The following is an 18418-nucleotide window of genomic DNA, read 5'->3' as shown; positions in this document are numbered from 1 at the left end:
TAATGCCCGCAATGAACACCGAAACGAAAGTCGCGCCCTGGACCCTGATCTCGCTGCGCCCGCGTGGCCAGCATGCGCCGCTGCGGCGCGCGGCCAAGGGCACCGGCGCAACCGTCATCGCGCTGTCGCCGTGGGCGCTGCAGGCACGCAGGGATGCGGCCACCTGCGTCGACCTCGCCGCTGCGCTGGCGGCCGAGCGGGTGGTCTTCAGCAGTCCGGCCGCCGTCCATGCCGCCGCGCGGCTGACCGCGCTGGATGCCCCGCACGCCGGCCAGTGGCTGGCGGTCGGCGCAGGGACGGCCGCCGCCCTGGCGCGGCATGGTGCGCGGGATGTGCTCGCCCCGGGGCGGATGGACAGCGAAGGCCTGCTGGCGCTGCCTGCGCTGGCGGACCTGCGGGGTCTGCGTGCGGGGTTGGTGACGGCACCCGGCGGCCGTGGCGTGATCGCCGACACCCTCCAGCAGCGCGGCGCCCAGCTGCTGCGGGCCAACGTGTATGCGCGCCAGCCCCTGCCGCTGGCAGCGCGCACGCTGCAACGGCTGCGGCGGTCGGCCGCCCCGTGGGCGCTGGCCTTGAGCAGTGGCGAGGCCCTGTCACTGCTGTTGGAGCAGCTCCCTGCGGACCTGCAGGTTCGCCTGCGCACCGCTTCCGTGGCGGCGGCCAGCGAGCGGCTGGCAATGCAGGCACGGGCTGCCGGCTTCCTCAACGTGACCCTGGCCGCCGGCCCGTTGCCGGCGCAGCTGGTCAGCGCTGCACACGCCGCGCTCATGCACCCGGCGTCTTCCTGAACAGGGAGGGCGCGCGGCCTTGCAGGGGGCTCGGGCGACGGGCGATGCTGTGCGCCACGTCGCTCGCCAGCCAGCGGACTGCCCGGCGCGCGCGACAAGGATGCCCGTATGAACGACCCGGTTTCGCCCCCCTCTTCGAACCGCCCCCTGCGCTGGATCGTGCCGATCGCGGCGTTGACCGTATTGGTCGGGGCCGGGGCATGGGGCTGGACGCAGTGGCAGGCGCGGCAGGCCCAGGAGCAGTTGCGGCTGGAGAACGCCCAGCTGCAGGTGCAGGGCCTGCTGGACAGCGTCGAGGCACTGCGCCGTGACCAGCGTTCGACGTCCCAGCGCGTGCAGGATGCCGCCGCGACCAACCGCGTATTGCGCGATGAAATGCTGGGCCTGAGCCAACGCAACGCCCTGCTCGAAGAGAACCTGGCCAAGCTCGCCGACAGCACCCGCCACGGCGCCCAGGCGCTGCAGTTGGAAGAAGCCGAGCTGCTGCTGAGCCAGGCCGGGCAACGGCTGGCCTATGCCGATGACGTCGAGGGGGCCAAGCGCTTGTACGCGTTGGCGGCCACCTCGCTGGACGATGTGCAGGGCAATGAGTACCTGAACCTGCGGCAGGCGCTGATGCAGGAGCGCAACGCGGTGGATGCCCTCGGCCCGGGCGCGCGTGCCCAGGCACAGGCCGCGCTGGCGCGGTTCGCCGCTGCATTGACCGCACTGCCCGAGCAGATCGACGCAGCGGTCGACGCCACGGCGGAGACGCCGTGGTGGCACCAGGTGCTCGCCCCGTTCGTGACCATCACCCCCACCCGCCTGCAGGGCCCGTTGACCGAGGCCGAGCGTGTGGCCGCCTGGGATTCGCTGCAGCTGGAGCTGACCCTGGCGCGCGCCGCCGTGGAGCGCGGCGACCAGGCCGGCTATGTCCAGGCGCTGGACCGGGTGGCGCTGTGGCTGCCGCGGCTGTGGCCGGATTCACCTGCTCTGCGCGAGCGTCGTGCTGAACTGCACCAACTACGCGCCCGTGAGCTGCGTCCATCGTTGCCCGAACTGGGCAGCACCCTGCAGCAACTGCGCACGATGCGTACTGGGAGTTAATCGATGAAGCCGTTTCAATCTCTAGTGGTCCTGCTGCTGGCCGTGGCCCTGGGCGTGATCGCCTCGCAGTGGCTCGGCACCGAGCAGCTGCGCCAGTTCGGTGAAGTGATCTATCGCTACGGCGGTACCGACTACCGCTCCACCGTGCCGCAGGTCGCCCTGATGGTGCTGGTCGGGCTGCTGGTGCTGTGGCTGCTGTGGAGCCTGCTGGCCTCGCCGTTCCGCGCGTGGGGCCGCTACCGCCGCAAGCAGGGCCGCGCCCGCCTGACCGAAGGCCTGCAGGCGCACGAACACGGCCACTGGCAGCGTGCGGAAAAGCTGCTGACCAGTGCTGCTGAAGACAAGGAAGTGAGCGCGGTCGCCATGGTGACCGCGGTGCGCAGTGCGCAGGCGCGCGATGACGATGCTGCGGTCAATCAGTACCTGCAGCGCCTGGCCACCGAAGATGCCACCAGCCATGCCCTGCTGCTGGCCGAACGCCTGCTGGCCCAGGAACGCCCGGTCGATGCGATCAACGTGCTCGACGTGGCCGCGATCCAGCCGCTGCCGCCGCGCGGCCTGTGGCTGCGGACCGAAGCACTGGCCCGTGCCGATCGCGCGCACGAGGCGTATGGCCAGCTGGGCGCGCTGCGCAAGCAGAAAGTGCTGCCCGATGCCGCCGTGGCCGAACTGGAAATCCGCCTGGCCGCGCAGTCGCTGCTCGAAGCCGGTGACGTGAACGCGTTGGCCGCCCAGTGGGAAGCCACGCCGAAGGCATTGCGCAGCGATCCCGATGTCGTCTCCGCCTATGCGCTGCGCGCAGTGGCCCTGGACTGGGACGAACCGGCCCTGCTCAACCTCGAACAGGCACTGGACACGCGCTGGGACGAATCGGTGGTGACGCTCTACGGCCAGATGCCGGTGGAGAAACTGGCCACCCGCCAGGCCAACCTGCAGCGCTGGTTGACTACGCAGCCTTCCAGCCCGGCATTGCTGCTGGCGCTGGGTCGCATCGCCGCCCGTCAGCGCCAGCACACGCTGGCCGAGGATTACCTGCATCGCGCGATTGCCGCCGGTGCCGGCCCGGCCGCGTGGGAAGCGCTGGGCGAAGTGTTCCTCGACCGTGGCGAGACCGCGCTGGCCTCGCAGTGCTTCGCCAATGCCCTGCGCCAGCAGCGCGGCGATGACAGCGTGGCGCTGGCGCGTGCCGCGACCGCGACGCCACTCGACCCGATCGTGCCCGAACGCGCGACCATCGAAGAGCAGTCGCTGATGGGCGAGCCGGCGCCGGTGCAGGATCGCCTGCATGGGGAGCCGGGCCGTCTGCACGTCGAAGAAGATCGCCTGCACGTGGAACGCGACGAATTCGGCAATCCGCGCCTGCCGTAAAGGGCGTCGCGGCACCTGGCACATCCACGCATGGCGTGGATCTACCCGGAAACGAAGAAGGCCGCCCTTGGGCGGCCTTCTTCAGTTCCTGCGTCGGCGATCAGCGCTCGACGATCGCCACCACGCCCATGCCGCCGGCGGTGCAGATCGAGACCAGCGCGCGGCCACCGCCGCGCTCGGCCAGCTGCTTGGCCGCCGTGGCGATCACGCGGGCACCGGTGGCGGCGAACGGGTGGCCGGTGGCCAGCGACGAACCCAGCGGGTTGATCTTGGCCGGGTCGATCCTGCCCAGCGGCGCATCCAGGCCGAGGCGGTTGCGGCAGTAGTCTTCGCTTTCCCACGCGCGCAGCGTGCACAGCACCTGGGCGGCGAACGCTTCGTGGATTTCGTAGATGTCGAAATCCTGCAGGGTCAGGCCGTTGCGCTTGAGCATCTCCGGCACGGCGATCGTCGGCGCCATCAGCAGGCCTTCGCCGTGCACGAAATCAACCGCGGCCACCTGCGAATCACGCAGATACGCCAGTGGCTCGTGGCCGTGCGCGCGTGCCCAGTCTTCGCTGGCAAGCAGCACCGCCGAGGCACCATCGGTGAGCGGGGTCGAGTTGGCGGCGGTCAGCGTGCCGCGGCCGGAAACCTTGTCGAACGCCGGCTTCAGCGTGGCCAGCTTTTCCAGCGAGGTATCGGCACGCAGGATGTTGTCGCGCTCCACGCCGCGGAACGGAGCGATCAGGTCGTTGAAGAACCCGCGCTCGTAAGCAGCGGCGAGCTTCTTGTGCGAGGACACCGCCCACTCGTCCTGCGAATCGCGGGAGATGTTCCACTCCTTGGCCATGTCCTCGCAGTGATCACCCATGCTCTTGCCGGTGCGCGGCTCGGCCACGCCCGGGAATTCCGGCTTGAGTTCGCTCAGCTTGAACCCCCGGGTCAGCGCCTTGAGCTTGTCGCCGGTGCTCTTGGCGCGGTTGGCGGCCAGCAGGCGTGCGCGCAGCTTCTTGCCATAGACGATCGGCACGTCGGATGTGGTATCCGAGCCGCCGCCGATGCCCGAGTCGATCTGGCCGAGCGCGATCTTGTTGGCCACCGCGATGATGGTGTCCAGCGAGGTGCCGCAGGCACGCTGCATGGTGATGCCCGGGGTCAGCGGGGACAGGCCCGAGGACAGCGTCGCTTCGCGGCCGAGGTTCCAGTCGCTGGAGTGCTTGATCACCGCGCCCATCGCCACTTCGCCCAACTGCTGGCCGTGCAGGCCGAAGCGCTCCACCAGCGCCCCGAGTGTGCGTACCGACATACCGAGGTTGCCGACGTCCGAATAAGCCGTGTTCTGGCGACAGAACGGGATGCGGACGCCGCCGAGGATGGCGACGGGACGGGCGTTGGGCATGGAGATACCTGGCATGGGAGGGGTGTCTGCAACATGGCCTGCACGAAGGAGCAGGCATAATGGGGCCAAGTGTAGCTGCCGCCCTGTGATGGGCCAACCGTGAAACCATGAGCAAACCCGACCACGGCATGAATGCCATTGGCGTACTGGCATTGGAACTGGCCGGCGGCGACGCCCCGCGCCATGCCGCGCTGTCCTCTGAACAGGCTGGTGAACTGGCCGAACGTGTCGGCCGCGATCTGGCCAAGCTGGTGCCCGGCGTCAGCGGGCTGGACTTCGTGTTCGCCGGCGCCCATTTCGATCCGGCCGAAGTGCTGCGTCCGGGCTGGCCGGTACACCGGCGCCTGGAAGAGCTGCAGATGCGTGCCCCGGGCCGCAGCCAGGGCCCGCGCGTGCTGGCCTTTGGTGCCGGCGCCGACGGCGATGTGCCGCTGCCGTTCCAGGCCGATGCCACCCTCACCGGTGGCGGCCTGCGGGTGGTGCCGTTCCTGCTGACCGGCACCGAAGTTGCGCAGACCCAGGCCGTGGCCGAAGCACTGGAAGAGGTGCTGCTGGCCCAGGGCATGGCCCAGCCCGATACCGCCCTGCAGGCGCAGAACGCGTTCGGCGCGCAGATCGAGCATGCACGCTATTTCACGGTGAATGATCTCGCCGCGATGATGTCGATGCAGTACGACAACCAGGGCCTGGCGATCCTGTGGCCGCTGATCGAGACCGCGCTGATGGCACCGCACGTGGAAGAGTGGCTGGATGCCGCGCCGGAGCCGCTGCTTCGATACGCTGACGGCGAAGTGCGTATGGCGCTGTTCGACCCTGCCGGCTGGTGTGCGTACTACAACCACGGCACCGGTGACTGCGATCGCCTGCAGGCCATCTACGACCAGTACCTGATCCGCCAGCGGCAGATGGCCGCCGTGCTGGAAGCCCACGGACTGCCGGTGCTGTTCGTGCATTGCGAAGCCGGGCAGGACGCGCGCGCGCTGCTGGCGCGTTAATAGGGACGGAGGTAGTTAAGCCGGCGGCTTAACTACCTCCGTCCCCGTTATTTAAAAAAAAACGCCGGCGAATGCCGGCGTTTTTTCGTCAACCACGGCCCGGATTACGGGGCCGCTTTGATCACCGCGCAGGCCAGGCGCGCGCCGGCGTTGCCGGTCGGCTGGGTCTTGTAGTCGTCCGCGTCGGCGTGGACGATCAGCCCGCGGCCGATGATGTCGAAGTCATCGCCCTTGCCGATGTTGACGTTGGTCGAGACCGGAGCGTCGACCACGGCATTGCCCTGGGCGTCGGCCTTGATGTTGGGCATGTCACCGCCGTGGTGCGGTGCGGTGGCAACGCTGCCGTGGTCTTCCTTGCCCGGGTTGAAGTGGCCGCCGGCGCTGGCGCCGTCCGGCGCGCTGCAGTCGCCCTTCTCATGGATGTGGAAGCCATGCTCGCTGTTGGGCTTCAGGCCGCTGACCTGGCCCTTCACGTGGACCTTGCCGTCGACGATGCTGAAGGTCACGTTGCCCTTGACGTCGTTGCCCTGGGTGGCGGCGAGGTCGGCGCTGGCGGTGTGGTTGGCATGGGCTTCGCTGGTCATTGCCGGCGGGGCTTCCGGGGTCGCTTCGGCCGTCGGCTGGGCCGCGGTGGCTTCAGCGGCCGGGGTGGCTTCCGGGGTGGTGTCGGCCGGCTTGTTGCAGGCCGTCAGCCCGAGCGCGGCGATGGCAGCGAACAACGAGGTGTGGATCAGGCGCATGTGGATCTCCTTGCGGGTAGCGTTGGAAGAAGCGACGTCGGGGGACTGCGCGATCAGCGCACGACCCGGATGACGCCGCAGGCGATTCTGGCGCCGGCGTTGCCGGCGGGTTGGCTGCGGTAATCGTCGGCGTTGGCATGCACGATCAGTGCACGTCCGGCGATATCGGTGGCTGCGCCGCCGCCAAGAGTAACCGCTGGCAGGCGGATGTCGACGTTGACGCGCCCCTGCGCGTCGGCACGCAGGTTGTCCATGTCACCGGCGTGATGCGCACCGGCACTGTTGCGGCCGTGCGGCTGGCCGGACGGATTGAAATGCGCACCGGCGCTGCTCGCATCGACCGCACTGCAGTCGCCGCGCTCATGCACATGGAACCCGGCCACCTGCAGTGGCTGCAGGCCGCCGATGACGCCGGTGATATGCACGCCGCGCGTATCCGGGACCAGCGCAAGGCGCCCGCTGACCAGGCTGGCCGAGGCCGGCGACAGATTGGCTTCGGCCATCTGCGCGGTGCTGACCACCGGCACGACGGGTGCCACGGGGCGCGGCGGCGGCGTGCTGCCGCAGGCGGCCAGGCCGACCGCGATAGCTGCGAGGACGACAGGGGAACTGCGCATGGGAAGACTCCTTGGTTGCAAACTAACGGTGCGCTCGTCCACAGGCCATGAAAGTGGCCGGGACACGGCGCACACGCGGTGTGGACATGCGGTTCATCCGCCTCGGCGGCGACCGGCGCCGAGCTTGCGGGTGAGGGTGTTGCGGCCCATGCCCAGCCGCGCGGCGGCCTCGGCACGGCGGCCATGGGTGATCTGCAGCGCGGCCTCGAGCAGTGCGTGGTCGACGCGCTCACGCACCTGTGCGTGCAGGCCTTCCGCGCCTTCGGCCAGGCGCTGGCGCGCCCACGCCGACAGCAGTGTTTCCCACTGGCCCGGATCGCCGGCGCTGCGCGAGCGCGGCGCACCCGCGCCCCGATGCAGCGCGCTGTCCACGTCGGCCACACCGATGCTGTCGGCCGCAGCGAGCGCGGCCATGCGCCAGCACACATTCTCCAGCTCACGCACGTTGCCCGGCCAATCGTGTTCGCGCAGTGCCTGCAGCGCCGCCGCGGTCAGCCGCTTGGGGGACGTGTCCAGTTTGTGTGAGGCAGCCGCAAGGAAGGTCTCGGCGAGCTGGGCGATATCGTCGCGACGCTCGCGCAGTGGCGGCAGCCGCAGCCGAACGACATCCAGCCGATGCAGCAGGTCAGCACGGAAGCGCCCCTGCGCGACCAGGCTTTCCAGGTCCTGGTGGGTCGCGGCGATCACGCGCACATCGACGCGGATCAGCTCGCGTCCGCCGACACGGAAGAACTCACCCTCGGCCAGCACGCGCAGCAGGCGCGTCTGCAGCGGCAACGGCATGTCGCCGATTTCATCGAGGAACAGCGTGCCGCCATTGGCCTGCTCGAAGCGGCCGATGTGGCGACGCTGCGCCCCGGTGAATGCGCCGGCTTCGTGGCCGAACAGTTCGCTTTCCAGCAGTTCGGACGGAATGGCCGCGGTATTGAGTGCGACGAACGGCCCCTGCACGCGCGGCGATTCGTGGTGCAGCGCATGCGCGACCAGTTCCTTGCCGGTGCCGGTCTCGCCATTGATCAGCACCGACAGCGGCGCCTGCGCCAAGCGCCCGATCGCGCGGAACAGCGCGCGCATCGCCGGCGTATCGCCGACCAGCTGCGGGCGCTGGTCCGGCGGCGTGGCGCTGGCGGTCTCGCTCGGCTCGGCCAGGGGCACATCCGGGGCCGGCAGCACGCGCTGCGCCAGGGCGACCGCATCGTCCAGATCGAAGGGCTTGGACAGGAACTCCTGCGCACCGCCGCGGAAGGCACCGGCCGTGCTGGCCACGTCGGTGTAGGCCGACATCACGATCACCGGCAGCTGTGGATGCGCCGCCTTGAGCTTGTCCAGCAGCACCAGCCCATCATCGCCGGGCATGCGCACATCGGTGAACAGCAGGTCCGGTGGCGGCTGATCGGCCAGCATCGCCAGCGCCGCAGCAGCGCCGTCGAAGCCTTCGACACGGTAGCCGGCCTCGCGCAGCGCGGTGCACAGCACGAAGCGCACCGCGCGGTCATCGTCGACCACCCAGACGCGCTGGGCGGCGGTATCGACCTGGTCAGCCATGGGCGGCGGTGTCCTCGGCGGGGGTGCCCTGCCCGATCGGCAGCAGCACGGTGAATACGGTATGGCCCGGGCGCGAGCGGTAGGTCAGGGTGCCGCGATGCTCGCGCGCCACCTGCTGGGCCAGCGCCAGGCCCAGCCCGGTGCCCTCGGCGCGGCCACTGACCAGCGGCAGGAACAGATGCTCGGCCAGGTCTTCAGGCACGCCACGGCCGTCATCGGCGATTTCCAGCCGCAGCGCCAGCGGGTGCAGTTGATCCGTGATGCGCACACCGTGCTCCACCCGCGTGCGCAGGGTCACCGTGCCGGCACCGGCCTGGATCGCATTGCGGACCAGGTTCCACACCGCCTGGGTGAGACGGTCGGCGTCGCCATCGAACTCGGGAATGCTGGGATCGTAATCGCGCTGCATCCGGACGGCCCAGCCACCCTCGCTCTCGGCCAGGCGCAGCACGCGTTCCAGCGAGGCATGGATGTTGAGCGCTGCATGCGGCGCGGCCGGCGCCGGCGACAGCAGCTGCTCGAGCAGGCCGTTGAGGCGTTCGATCTCCGAGCCGATCAGCTCGATCAGTTCACGCTCGTCCGGATCGCGTTGCGCGTTGCGGCGTGCCAGCAGCTGGGCCGCGCCCTTCAACCCGGCCAGCGGATTGCGCAGCTCGTGCGCTAGTCCCTTGAGCGCGGCACTGAGCGCGCTGGGCAGCGCCTGGGTGGGATCCAGCCCCGGGAACTCATCCACCGGATGCGCCTCCAGCAGCCAGCCACCCTCGTCCCAGCGGCTCAGCCAGCCCTCGGCAAAGCGCGGTGCATCGCCCGGCAGCGCCAGGGCCAGCCGGTGCAGTCGCAGGGTGTCGCGCTCGTCACGGGCCAGGAAGTGGGCCAGGGCGTCGCCCTGGGCCTCCAGCGAGGCCAGCGGCTGGCCCAGCAAGCGACGCACGCTCACGCCCAGCCAGCGCGCGAAGGCGGGATTGCAGCCCACCAGGCGGCCGCTGGCATCGGCCCAGGCGACCGGGGTGCCGAGGGCGTCGAGGGCGGGGGGCGGTAGCGCGGTGGTCATTGCACCAATGTAGTGCAAAACGGCAGGCCTGTTGATCCCGGTTTCCTGCCTCGCTCACGCGTGCTGCAGGATGTTGACCAGCCGGCCCAACGGATCGCGGAGGTAGAACCGACGCACACCCCACGGTTCGTGGACCGGGCCGTACGTGATCGGAAGGTTGGCCGCGTGCACCCGACGCAGCACTTCGTCCAGATCGTCGACCTCGATGGAGAGATCAGGCACGGTGGTACCGGAGCCGCCTTCGGACGCCACACTCACCTGGACAGTCATATCCGCGGATCCCGCATAGGTGCGGATCCAACCATGATCCATGGCCAGTTCCAGGCCAAGGATGTCCCGATAGAAACTGTCCGCGGCGGCCGGATCGGACGCGGGGATGTTGGCGATGATGCGTTTGACCTTCATGAGCCCTCCCGGGCGCTGCAACAACCGCACGTATACCCGCCCCCACCAGATCCGCGCGTCGTCAGTTCGCCGCGACCGGCGCCTTCGGCAGCGCCGCGCCCTTCGGCCACAGCATCCAGATCGTGCCCTTCTGCTTCATGTGCCCCGCCAGTTCGCCGGCCGCATCGCCGGTGCCCCAGAACAGGTCCGCGCGGACCTCGCCGGTGATGGCACCGCCGGTATCCTGCGCGGCGACCGGGCGCACCAGCGCGGTGCCGTCCGGGCGCGTGGTGGACAACCACAGCAGGCTGCCCAGCGGCACCACGTTGCGGTCCACGGCGACGCTGTAGCCGGCGGCCAGCGGCACGTTCAACGAGCCGCGCGGGCCGTCGTCGCTGTCGGGGCCGCGGGTGAAGAACACATAGCTGGGGTTGCTGGCGAGCAGCTCGGGAACGCGCGCGGGATGGGCATCGGCCCAGGCGCGGATGGCGGCCATGCTCACGTCGGCCTGCTTCAGCTCGCCCTGCTCCACCAGCCAGCGGCCGATCGGGCGGTAGGGATGACCGTTCTGGTCGGCGTAGGCGATGCGAAGCTGGCGGCCGTCGGCCAGCTGCACGCGCCCCGAGCCCTGGATCTGCAGGAACTGCAGGTCCATCGGGCTGGTCAGCCACGCCAGCACCGGTGCCTTGACGCCGTTCGCGGCGATCCGCGCAGCATCGTCATACGGCTTGAGCACGCGCCCCTCCACGCGGCCGCGCAGGCGCTTGCCCTTGAGTTCGGGGTAGAGGCTGTCGAGCTGGACGCTGACCATGTCGCCCGGCACGCCGTACACCGGCACGGATGCCTTGGCGGTACGGGTGAGGCTGCCGGCATAGATCGGCTCGTAGTAGCCGGTGATCAGGCCATCGGCCCGGTTGCCACCCGCGCGCAGCGCATAGACGTCGAGATTCGCCTGCAGGAACTGGCGGATGGCGGCCGGCGTGGTGGCGACATTGGCCGCTGCAGCGCAGGTGGACGCCCAGCTGACCTCCGTCTTCAGGCGCGGGCAGGCACTGCGCCAGGCCGCGAAGCCAGCCTGCAGATCGGCGTCTGCGACGGCAGGCAATGCGTTCCAATTCGCCTTCGCGTAAGTGCTGGTTTGCACAGGCGCTTGTGATGCGGGGCGCTGCGGCGCGACCGCACACGCACTCAGCAGCGCCGACGCGATGCCCATCAACGCGGCGTGCTTGAGTGCGGGGAGGAGGGGCGTGAACTTCATGGGCGGCGTTCCTGTTGCAACAGCAGCGAGTGCAGGATGCGGGCGTCTTCGGCATCGAGATCTGCGGGGAGATCGTCACGACCGCGGAAGCGGCGATGGAAGGCACCGACCGCGGCAGCCCGGTCGTCCATCGGATAGCCGAACGCGTGCAGCGCCAGCCAGGCATCGAAGCCGGGCGGGGCCGGGCCATCGGCGGCGCGCGGCCATACGCCGAAGCCGGCCTCGGCCAGGGTCTGCCACGGGAAGAAACGGCTGGGATCCTGCTTGCGCGACGGCGCCAGGTCGGCATGCGCGATGATCTGGCTGGGTGGGATGCGCAGGCGCGCGCACAGGTCCTCGAGCAGGCGGATCAGGGCGGCGATCTGCGCCGGTGCGAACGGCGTGTCGCCGTCATTGTCGATCTCGATGCCGATCGAGGCCGAGTTGAGATCGGTGATCGTGCCCCAGCGCCCGGGACCGGCATGCCACGCGCGGCGGTCATCGCCGACCAGCTGGTAGATGTGGCCGTCGGCGCCGACCAGATAGTGGGAGCTGACCTTGCCGCCGCTGTTGGCGCTGCGCAGCGTGTCCAGGCTCTCCTGCACGGAGTGCTGATCGGTGTGGTGCAGCACGATCACCACCGGCGCGCGCGCGTTGTGGTTCGGTGACGGCACCCAGGTGGCGAGCGGGCTGCGGACCCCGGTACTGGCGCAGGCAGCGAACAGCAGGCAGGCGAGCAGCGGAAGCAGGAAGCGGATCTGGCGCATGACCGCATTGTGCGTGATCTGGCGCGCGGTTGCCGGGCGCGGCGTGAATCGGCGGTGTGCGCGGACGTCGTTGAAAGCAGCCCGATAAAAAGCCGGCGACCCGAAGGCCGCCGGCGAAGGTGAAGCATCTCTCTCGTTTCTAATGCGGTATCGCGCGGATCAGGCCTCGTAGGCCGATTCGCCGTGCGAGGTGACATCCAGGCCGGTGCGCTCTGCTTCTTCGGTGACGCGCAGGCCGAACACCATGCGCACCACCAGCAGGATCAGCACGGTGGCCACGGCGCACCAGACGATGGTGAAGCCGACGCTGACCAGCTGCACCCAGACCTGGTGGCCGATGTCCAGGTCGGCCTTGGTGCCGCCCAGCGATTGCGCGCTGAACACACCGGTGAGCAGCGCACCGACGATGCCGCCGATGCCGTGCACACCGAAGACGTCGGCGGTGTCATCGACCTTGAGCAGGCGCTTGAGGCCGGTGACGCCCCAGACACAGACCACGCCGGCGACCAGGCCGATCACGATCGCGCCCAGTGGGCCCACGGTGCCGCAGGCCGGCGTGATGCCGACCAGGCCGGCCACGGCGCCGGAGGCAGCGCCCAGCGCGGACGGCTTGCCCTTGCTGACCGCTTCGACCAGGGTCCAGCCCAGCACCGCGGCGGCGGTGGCGAGGATGGTGTTGATGAAGGCCAGCGAGGCGACGGTGTCGGCGGCGGCGGCCGAGCCGGCGTTGAAGCCGAACCAGCCCACCCACAGCAGCATCGCGCCGATATAGGTGAACGGCACGTTGTGCGGCTTCAGTGCGGTCTGGCCGTAGCCGATGCGTTTGCCGACGAAGTACGCGCCCACCAGGCCGGCCACGCCGGCATTGATGTGGACCACGGTGCCACCGGCGAAGTCGATCGCGCCCATCTCACCGAGATAGCCGCCGCCCCACACGATGTGCGCCATCGGGATGTAGCTCAGGGTGAACCACAGGGCCGAGAACAGCAGCACGGCCTTGAACTTGATGCGCTCGGCGAACGCACCGACGATCAGTGCGGTGGTGATGCCGGCGAAGGTGGACTGGAAGGCGACGAACAGATAGTCCGGCAGGCCGGCGATCGGCGTGTTGCCGACGGTATCCGGCCCGAAGCCCTTGAGGAAGGCGAACTGGGTGAACGAGCCGAAGAACGCGTTGCCTTCGCTGAACACCGCGCTGTAGCCATAGGCCACCCACAGCATCAGCACCAGCGAGAACACCACCAGGATCTGGCTGAGGATCGACAGCACGTTCTTGGAGCGCACCAGGCCGCCATAGAACAGCGCCAGGCCCGGCACCACCATCAGCAGCACCAGCAAGGTGGAGGTGAGCATCCAGGCCACGTCGCCGTGGTCGAAGGCAGGTGCAGCGGCCGCTTCGGCGACCGGCACAGCCGTGGCCTCCGGCGTGGCCGGCAGCGGCTCGACCGCGACCGTCTCCGACGGCACGGGGGTGACCTGGGCCTGGGCATGCGCACTGCTGGAGAAGGCACCAACGGCCAGCGCGCTGAGCAGCATCATCAGGCACACGGCATGGAACCGGGCTTGCCACCCGGTGAACAAAGAGGTCTTCATTGTGGGCTCCGAGTGGGGTTAGAGCGCGTCAGCGCCGATTTCGCCGGTGCGGATGCGGACGACCTGTTCGACCGCGGTGACAAAGATCTTGCCGTCGCCGATCTTGCCGGTGCCGGCCGCGGTCTGGATGGCCTCGACCACGGCCTCCAGGCGATCGTCGGTCACGACGGTCTCGATCTTGATCTTCGGCAGGAAATCCACGACGTACTCCGCGCCGCGATACAACTCGGTGTGGCCCTTCTGGCGGCCGAAGCCTTTGACTTCGGTCACGGTGATGCCCGACACGCCAGCGTCGGAGAGGGCCTCGCGGACCTCGTCGAGCTTGAACGGCCGGATGATGGCGGAGATCAGTTTCATGCGCATATCCCGATGGTGGATGGAACCGGCCCGCGTGGGGCCGATGTCAGGTCAACCGGCGGCCACTTGCACATGGCCGCCGGTCGTTGCGCCGAACGTTGCATGGGCCACGCCGTTGCCGACGCCCGGAGGGCGACGCCAGCGGTGACGCGGGAGGGAGGAAGGGCCCATGACACGCGTCCGGTCTCTCTTGCCCCTGGTGGTGCGTACTGCCTGCGTCGCGGCTCCCCAGCCGCAGCGCATCTACCACTGTCCCGTTGAACCGCGGTGCGGGGCGCGTTGCAGGCCGCCCCGGCCCCGGTTGCAAAAGGTGGCGACGATGACGAAGGGTGGGAGGGAAATCCTTCGTCATCGTCACCCATTGCTCAGTTCGCGTAGTACATCTGGTACTCGAGCGGGTGGGTCGCCGCGCGGAACTTGGTGACCTCCTGCATCTTCAGCGCGATGTAGCCGTCGATGAAGTCGTCGCTCATCACGCCACCGGCCTTGAGGAACTCGCGGTCCTTGTCCAGCGCTTCCAGGGCCTGGTCCAGCGAGGAGCAGACCTGCGGGATCAGCTTCTCTTCTTCCGGCGGCAGGTCGTACAGATCCTTGTCGCTCGGCGCGCCCGGGTCGATCTGGTTCTTGATGCCGTCCAGGCCGGCCATCATCAGCACGGTGAAGGTCAGGTAGCCGGACTGGATCGGATCGGGGAAGCGCATTTCGATGCGGCGCGCCTTCGGGTTGGACACCCACGGAATGCGGCACGAGGCGGAGCGGTTGCGGGCCGAGTAGGCCAGCATCACCGGCGCTTCGAAGCCCGGGACCAGGCGCTTGTAGCTGTTGGTGCCGGAGTTGGCAAAGGCGTTGATGGCCTTGGCGTGCTTGAAGATGCCGCCGATGTACCACAGCGCCAGCTGGCTCAGGCCGCCGTAGCCGTCACCGGAGAACAGGTTGGTGCCGCCCTTGGAGAGCGACTGGTGCACGTGCATGCCGCTGCCGTTGTCGCCGACCAGCGGCTTGGGCATGAAGGTGGCGGTCTTGCCGTTGCGGTGGGCGACGTTCTTGATCACGTGCTTCATGCGCAGCAGTTCATCGGCCTTCTGCACCAGGGTGCTGAACTTGGTGCCGATCTCGCACTGGCCGGCGGTGGCCACTTCGTGGTGCTGCACTTCCACTTCGATGCCGACCTGTTCCAGCGTCTTGCACATTTCCGCGCGCAGGTCGTGCAGCGAGTCGGTCGGCGGGACCGGGAAGTAGCCGCCCTTCACCGCGGGACGGTAGCCGCTGTTGGCGCCGTCGTACTTGTCACCGGTGCTCCAGGCCGCTTCTTCGGAATCGATCTTGAAGAAGGTGTGGCCCATGTCGTTGGCGAAGCGGACCGAATCGAAGATGAAGAACTCCGGCTCCGGGCCGAAGAAGGCCTGCTCGGCGATGCCGGAGGACTTCAGGTAGGCCTCGGCGCGCTTGGCGATGCCGCGCGGGCAGCGGCCGTACGGCTGCATGGTGGCCGGATCGAGGATGTCGCAGCTGATGACCAGGGTCGGATCGGCGTAGAACGGGTCGATGTAGGCGCTGGACGGGTCCGGCAGCAGGACCATGTCCGATTCGTTGATGCCCTTCCAGCCGGCGATCGAGCTGCCATCGAACATCTTGCCTTCTTCGAACAGCGACGGCTCCACGATGCTGACCGGGAAGGTGACGTGCTGCTCGATACCACGCATATCGACGAAACGCAGGTCGACGAACTCGATCTGGTTGTCCTTGATCAGCTTCTCAACATTTTCCACGGACATCGGTGAAACCTCAGATGGGTGATTGCCTGGGTGGATAGAGCAATCCCCGTGCCAACTTTTCAGACTTCACAAACCCTTGATTTCACTGGGCTCACCGACGACCCGGCGCGCGCCCACCCGCACCAAAGTAGTGCATGCCCTGCACCACGCACACATTTGGTGCGGGACGCGGATGTTTTATGCTGCCTCCCGATTTCACCCATTCCGAGCCCCAGCACTCCCGATGTCCGACCTGCTCTCCGCCCTCCTTCTGGGCATTCTTGAAGGCCTCACCGAATTCCTGCCGATCTCCAGCACCGGCCACCTGCTGATCGCCCAGCACTGGTTGGGCGCACGCTCGGACTTCTTCAACATCATCATCCAGGCCGGCGCCATCCTGGCGATCACGCTGGTGTTCCGGCAGCGGCTGTGGACCCTGGCGACCGGCCTGCATGAGCGCGCCAACCGCGACTACGTGCTCAAGCTCGGCACCGCGTTCCTGGTGACGGCCGTGGTCGGCCTGCCGGTCCGCCTGGCCGGCTGGGAACTGCCCGAGACGGTCACCCCGGTGGCCTGGGCACTGATCATCGGCGGCCTCTGGATGATCCTGGTGGAGGCCTACACCGCGCGCCTGCCCGAACGCGATGAAGTGACCTGGAAGGTCGCGGTCCTGGTGGGTGTGGCGCAGGTGGTCGCGGGCGTGTTTCCCGGCACCTCGCGTTCGGCGGCGGCGATCTTCATCGCGATGCTGTTCGGCCTGAGCCGACGCGCGAAAGCCACCGAGTTCGTGTTCCTGGTGGGTATCCCGACCATGTTCGCCGCCAGCGGCTATGCCTTCCTGGAACTGGCCAAGGACGGCAAGCTCGCCAGCGAGAACTGGACCGATGTGGGCGTGGCCTTCCTTGCCGCGGTCGTCACCGGCTTCGTCGTAGTGAAGTGGTTGCTGGGCTACATCAAGTCGCACCGGTTCACTGCGTTCGCGATTTACCGCATCGCACTGGGCGCGGCATTGCTGCTCTGGTTGCCGGCTGGCAACTGAACAGCCCGGCGCCGGCGTAACCCCGTTGTGGTGGCGCCGGCGTTTTTCCCCAGGTTCCCAAGGAGATGTACATGAAACGCACCCTGATGCTGATCCTGCCGCTGGCCCTGATGGCCGCCTGCAGCAACCCCTCGACTGCCCCCGCCGGCCGCGATGACCTCGCCCCGGCGCCGACCGCCGCCGCCGACCAGGCCGCCGTGGCCCGTCTGGACGTGCAGCGTCTGCAGGGCAGCCATTGGCGCCTGGATTCGGCCACCGATGCCAGCGGCAAGCGCATCGATGCGCTGTTCGCCCGCGCCGACAAGCCGGTCACGCTGGACTTCCAGGACGACCGCATCGCGATCAGCAATACCTGCAACCGCATGGGCGGCGGCTACACGCTGGCCGATGGTTCGCTGACGATCTCGCCGATGGCGTCGACCATGATGGCCTGCACCGACAAGAACCTGATGGCGCTGGACCAGGCCGTCGGCAGCCGCCTGGAAGGCGCCCTGAAGACCGAACTGGGCGATGCCGGTCAGCTGACCCTGCGCACCGCCAAGGGCGATGTGCTGGTGTTCACCCCGGAGCCGACCGCGGAAACCCGCTACGGCGGCGCAGGCGAGACCGTGTTCCTGGAAGTGGCCGCGCAGACCAAGCCGTGCCCGCACCCGATGATCCGCGACAAGCAGTGCCTGCAGACCCGCGAAATCCGCTACGACGCCAACGGCATCAAGCAGGGCGAGCCGGGCGAGTGGGAGAACTTCTACGATGTCATCGAGGGGTATACCCACGAAGACGGCGTGCGCAACGTGGTGCGCGTGAAGCGTTACAAGATCGCCAACCCGCCGGCCGATGCCTCGTCCAACGCGTATGTGCTGGACATGGTGGTCGAGTCCGCGAACGAGAAGAAATAAGAAAGCAGAAGGGCGGCCACTGGCCGCCCTTCTCCATTCTGTAGTGCCGGCCGCTGGCCGGCTCCCGAGAGCGCAGTACCGACCAACGGTCGGTACCTACCGGATAGGGCGGCGACCAGCGGTCGGTATCCCCGATAGCGCAGTACCGGCCAGCGGCCGGTACCTACCGGATGTCGCGCCGACCAACGGTCGGCACCCACCGGGGGATCACGCCAACGCCGGGTTCAACGTGTAGGTGCCATGCAGCGATGCTTCGGCCAGCACGTGCCCGTGCATCGCGCGCAGCACGTCCGCCCCGGTGAACGGGCTCGGCAGCGCCAGCTGCGCCACGTCCAGCGCGAACACGCGGAAGAAATAACGGTGCACGCGCTCGTCGTTGAACGGCGGATACGGGCCGTCATAGCCCAGGTACTGGCCGGCCATGTCCGGGTTTCCGGCAAACCAGCCGGTGAAATCATTCACTCCCTGGCGGCTGCCCGCCGGGCCCGCCGGCTGGGTCTTGCCGCGCACCGTGAAACCGTCGCTGCAGCTGCCGGCGGCCAACGCGTGCACGTCGGCCGGGATATCGGCCATCGCCCAATGGGTGAAGTGCCCGCGCGGCTGGTCGCGCGGCACCGTGCAATCCTCGCGGCCGACCGTGTCCGGCACGGTCGGCACGTCCGGATCGATGCACAGCAGCGCGAACGAACGGGTGCCGGCCGGCACGTCGTGCCAGGCCAGCTGCGGATTGCGGTTGGGTGCGAAGCCCTCGGCATTGCCGGCCGCGAACGTGGCGGGGATCGGCTGGCCGTTGGTGATGCTGTCACTGCTCAGGTGCATG

18 protein-coding genes are annotated in these 18418 nt (G+C 68.6%); 6 read left to right on the top strand and 12 right to left on the bottom strand.

What is annotated here, in order from left to right:
* The first annotated feature begins 11 nt into the window (after positions 1-11).
* From ABE434_RS16760 to ABE434_RS16750, 3 genes are all read left to right on the top strand, one after another.
* Entirely contained in the window at positions 12-788 is a 777-nt protein-coding gene (locus tag ABE434_RS16760) for a uroporphyrinogen-III synthase (RefSeq protein WP_346479628.1), read from the top strand.
* A gap of 108 nt (positions 789-896) precedes the next feature.
* Entirely contained in the window at positions 897-1874 is a 978-nt protein-coding gene (locus ABE434_RS16755) for a uroporphyrinogen-III C-methyltransferase (protein WP_346479627.1), read from the top strand.
* A 3-nt stretch (positions 1875-1877) separates the two neighbouring features.
* Entirely contained in the window at positions 1878-3242 is a 1365-nt protein-coding gene (locus tag ABE434_RS16750; RefSeq protein WP_346479626.1) for a heme biosynthesis HemY N-terminal domain-containing protein, read from the top strand.
* A 100-nt stretch (positions 3243-3342) separates the two neighbouring features.
* Here ABE434_RS16750 and ABE434_RS16745 read toward each other — a convergent pair whose 3' ends face one another.
* Positions 3343-4638 carry an acetyl-CoA C-acetyltransferase gene (locus tag ABE434_RS16745; RefSeq protein ID WP_346479625.1) on the bottom strand — a complete coding sequence of 432 codons (1296 nt, stop codon included), beginning with the start codon at positions 4636-4638 and terminating at the stop codon, positions 3343-3345.
* Between the two features lie 92 nt (positions 4639-4730).
* Between ABE434_RS16745 and ABE434_RS16740 the strand changes: the two genes are divergently transcribed.
* Positions 4731-5618 carry a hypothetical protein gene (locus tag ABE434_RS16740; RefSeq protein WP_176990241.1) on the top strand — a complete coding sequence of 296 codons (888 nt, stop codon included), beginning with the start codon at positions 4731-4733 and terminating at the stop codon, positions 5616-5618.
* Positions 5619-5722: 104 nt separating this feature from the next.
* Here ABE434_RS16740 and ABE434_RS16735 read toward each other — a convergent pair whose 3' ends face one another.
* From ABE434_RS16735 to glnA, 10 genes are all read right to left on the bottom strand, one after another.
* The gene (locus ABE434_RS16735; protein WP_176990242.1) at positions 5723-6358 is read right to left on the bottom strand and encodes a superoxide dismutase family protein; all 636 of its coding nucleotides are present in this window, start codon (positions 6356-6358) and stop codon (positions 5723-5725) included.
* A gap of 53 nt (positions 6359-6411) precedes the next feature.
* Positions 6412-6975 carry a superoxide dismutase family protein gene (locus tag ABE434_RS16730; protein ID WP_346479624.1) on the bottom strand — a complete coding sequence of 188 codons (564 nt, stop codon included), beginning with the start codon at positions 6973-6975 and terminating at the stop codon, positions 6412-6414.
* A gap of 93 nt (positions 6976-7068) precedes the next feature.
* Positions 7069-8520: a nitrogen regulation protein NR(I) gene (ntrC, locus tag ABE434_RS16725; RefSeq protein WP_346479623.1), complete on the bottom strand. Its 1452-nt coding sequence runs from the start codon at positions 8518-8520 to the stop codon at positions 7069-7071.
* The gene (locus ABE434_RS16720; RefSeq protein ID WP_346479622.1) at positions 8513-9571 is read right to left on the bottom strand and encodes an ATP-binding protein; all 1059 of its coding nucleotides are present in this window, start codon (positions 9569-9571) and stop codon (positions 8513-8515) included. Before ABE434_RS16720 ends, ntrC begins: the two co-directional genes overlap by 8 nt.
* A 54-nt stretch (positions 9572-9625) precedes the next feature.
* A complete protein-coding gene (locus ABE434_RS16715) occupies positions 9626-9976 on the bottom strand; it encodes a VOC family protein (protein WP_346479621.1) in 351 nt (116 codons plus the stop codon).
* A 61-nt stretch (positions 9977-10037) separates the two neighbouring features.
* Positions 10038-11168 (bottom strand): MltA domain-containing protein, encoded by a 1131-nt coding sequence (locus ABE434_RS16710; RefSeq protein WP_346479632.1) that lies wholly within the window; start codon positions 11166-11168, stop codon positions 10038-10040.
* Positions 11169-11209: 41 nt separating this feature from the next.
* Positions 11210-11959, bottom strand: a complete 750-nt coding sequence (locus ABE434_RS16705) for an N-acetylmuramoyl-L-alanine amidase (RefSeq protein WP_346479620.1) — start codon at positions 11957-11959, stop codon at positions 11210-11212.
* Positions 11960-12118: 159 nt separating this feature from the next.
* On the bottom strand, positions 12119-13552 hold the full coding sequence (amt, locus tag ABE434_RS16700) for an ammonium transporter (RefSeq protein WP_346479619.1): 1434 nt from the start codon (positions 13550-13552) through the stop codon (positions 12119-12121).
* 18 nt (positions 13553-13570) lie between these two features.
* On the bottom strand, positions 13571-13909 hold the full coding sequence (locus tag ABE434_RS16695; RefSeq protein ID WP_019184907.1) for a P-II family nitrogen regulator: 339 nt from the start codon (positions 13907-13909) through the stop codon (positions 13571-13573).
* Between the two features lie 365 nt (positions 13910-14274).
* Positions 14275-15684 (bottom strand): type I glutamate--ammonia ligase, encoded by a 1410-nt coding sequence (gene glnA, locus ABE434_RS16690; protein ID WP_019184908.1) that lies wholly within the window; start codon positions 15682-15684, stop codon positions 14275-14277.
* A gap of 223 nt (positions 15685-15907) precedes the next feature.
* On the opposite strand from glnA, the gene ABE434_RS16685 reads away from it, so the two are divergent.
* Both ABE434_RS16685 and ABE434_RS16680 read left to right on the top strand, forming a co-directional pair.
* The gene (locus tag ABE434_RS16685; RefSeq protein WP_179460568.1) at positions 15908-16702 is read left to right on the top strand and encodes an undecaprenyl-diphosphate phosphatase; all 795 of its coding nucleotides are present in this window, start codon (positions 15908-15910) and stop codon (positions 16700-16702) included.
* Positions 16703-16773: 71 nt separating this feature from the next.
* Positions 16774-17598 (top strand): META and DUF4377 domain-containing protein, encoded by an 825-nt coding sequence (locus ABE434_RS16680; RefSeq protein ID WP_346479618.1) that lies wholly within the window; start codon positions 16774-16776, stop codon positions 17596-17598.
* Between the two features lie 207 nt (positions 17599-17805).
* On the opposite strand, the gene ABE434_RS16675 is transcribed toward ABE434_RS16680, so the two are convergent.
* A complete protein-coding gene (locus ABE434_RS16675) occupies positions 17806-18417 on the bottom strand; it encodes a YbhB/YbcL family Raf kinase inhibitor-like protein (protein WP_346479617.1) in 612 nt (203 codons plus the stop codon).
* Between the last annotated feature and the right edge of the window lies 1 nt (position 18418).

The organism is Stenotrophomonas sp. TWI1183 (genome assembly GCF_039673115.1).
Lineage (GTDB): Bacteria > Pseudomonadota > Gammaproteobacteria > Xanthomonadales > Xanthomonadaceae > Stenotrophomonas > Stenotrophomonas maltophilia_AA.
The sequence above is the reverse complement of the archived record's forward strand: the minus strand, read 5'-3'. Positions and strand labels throughout refer to the sequence as shown.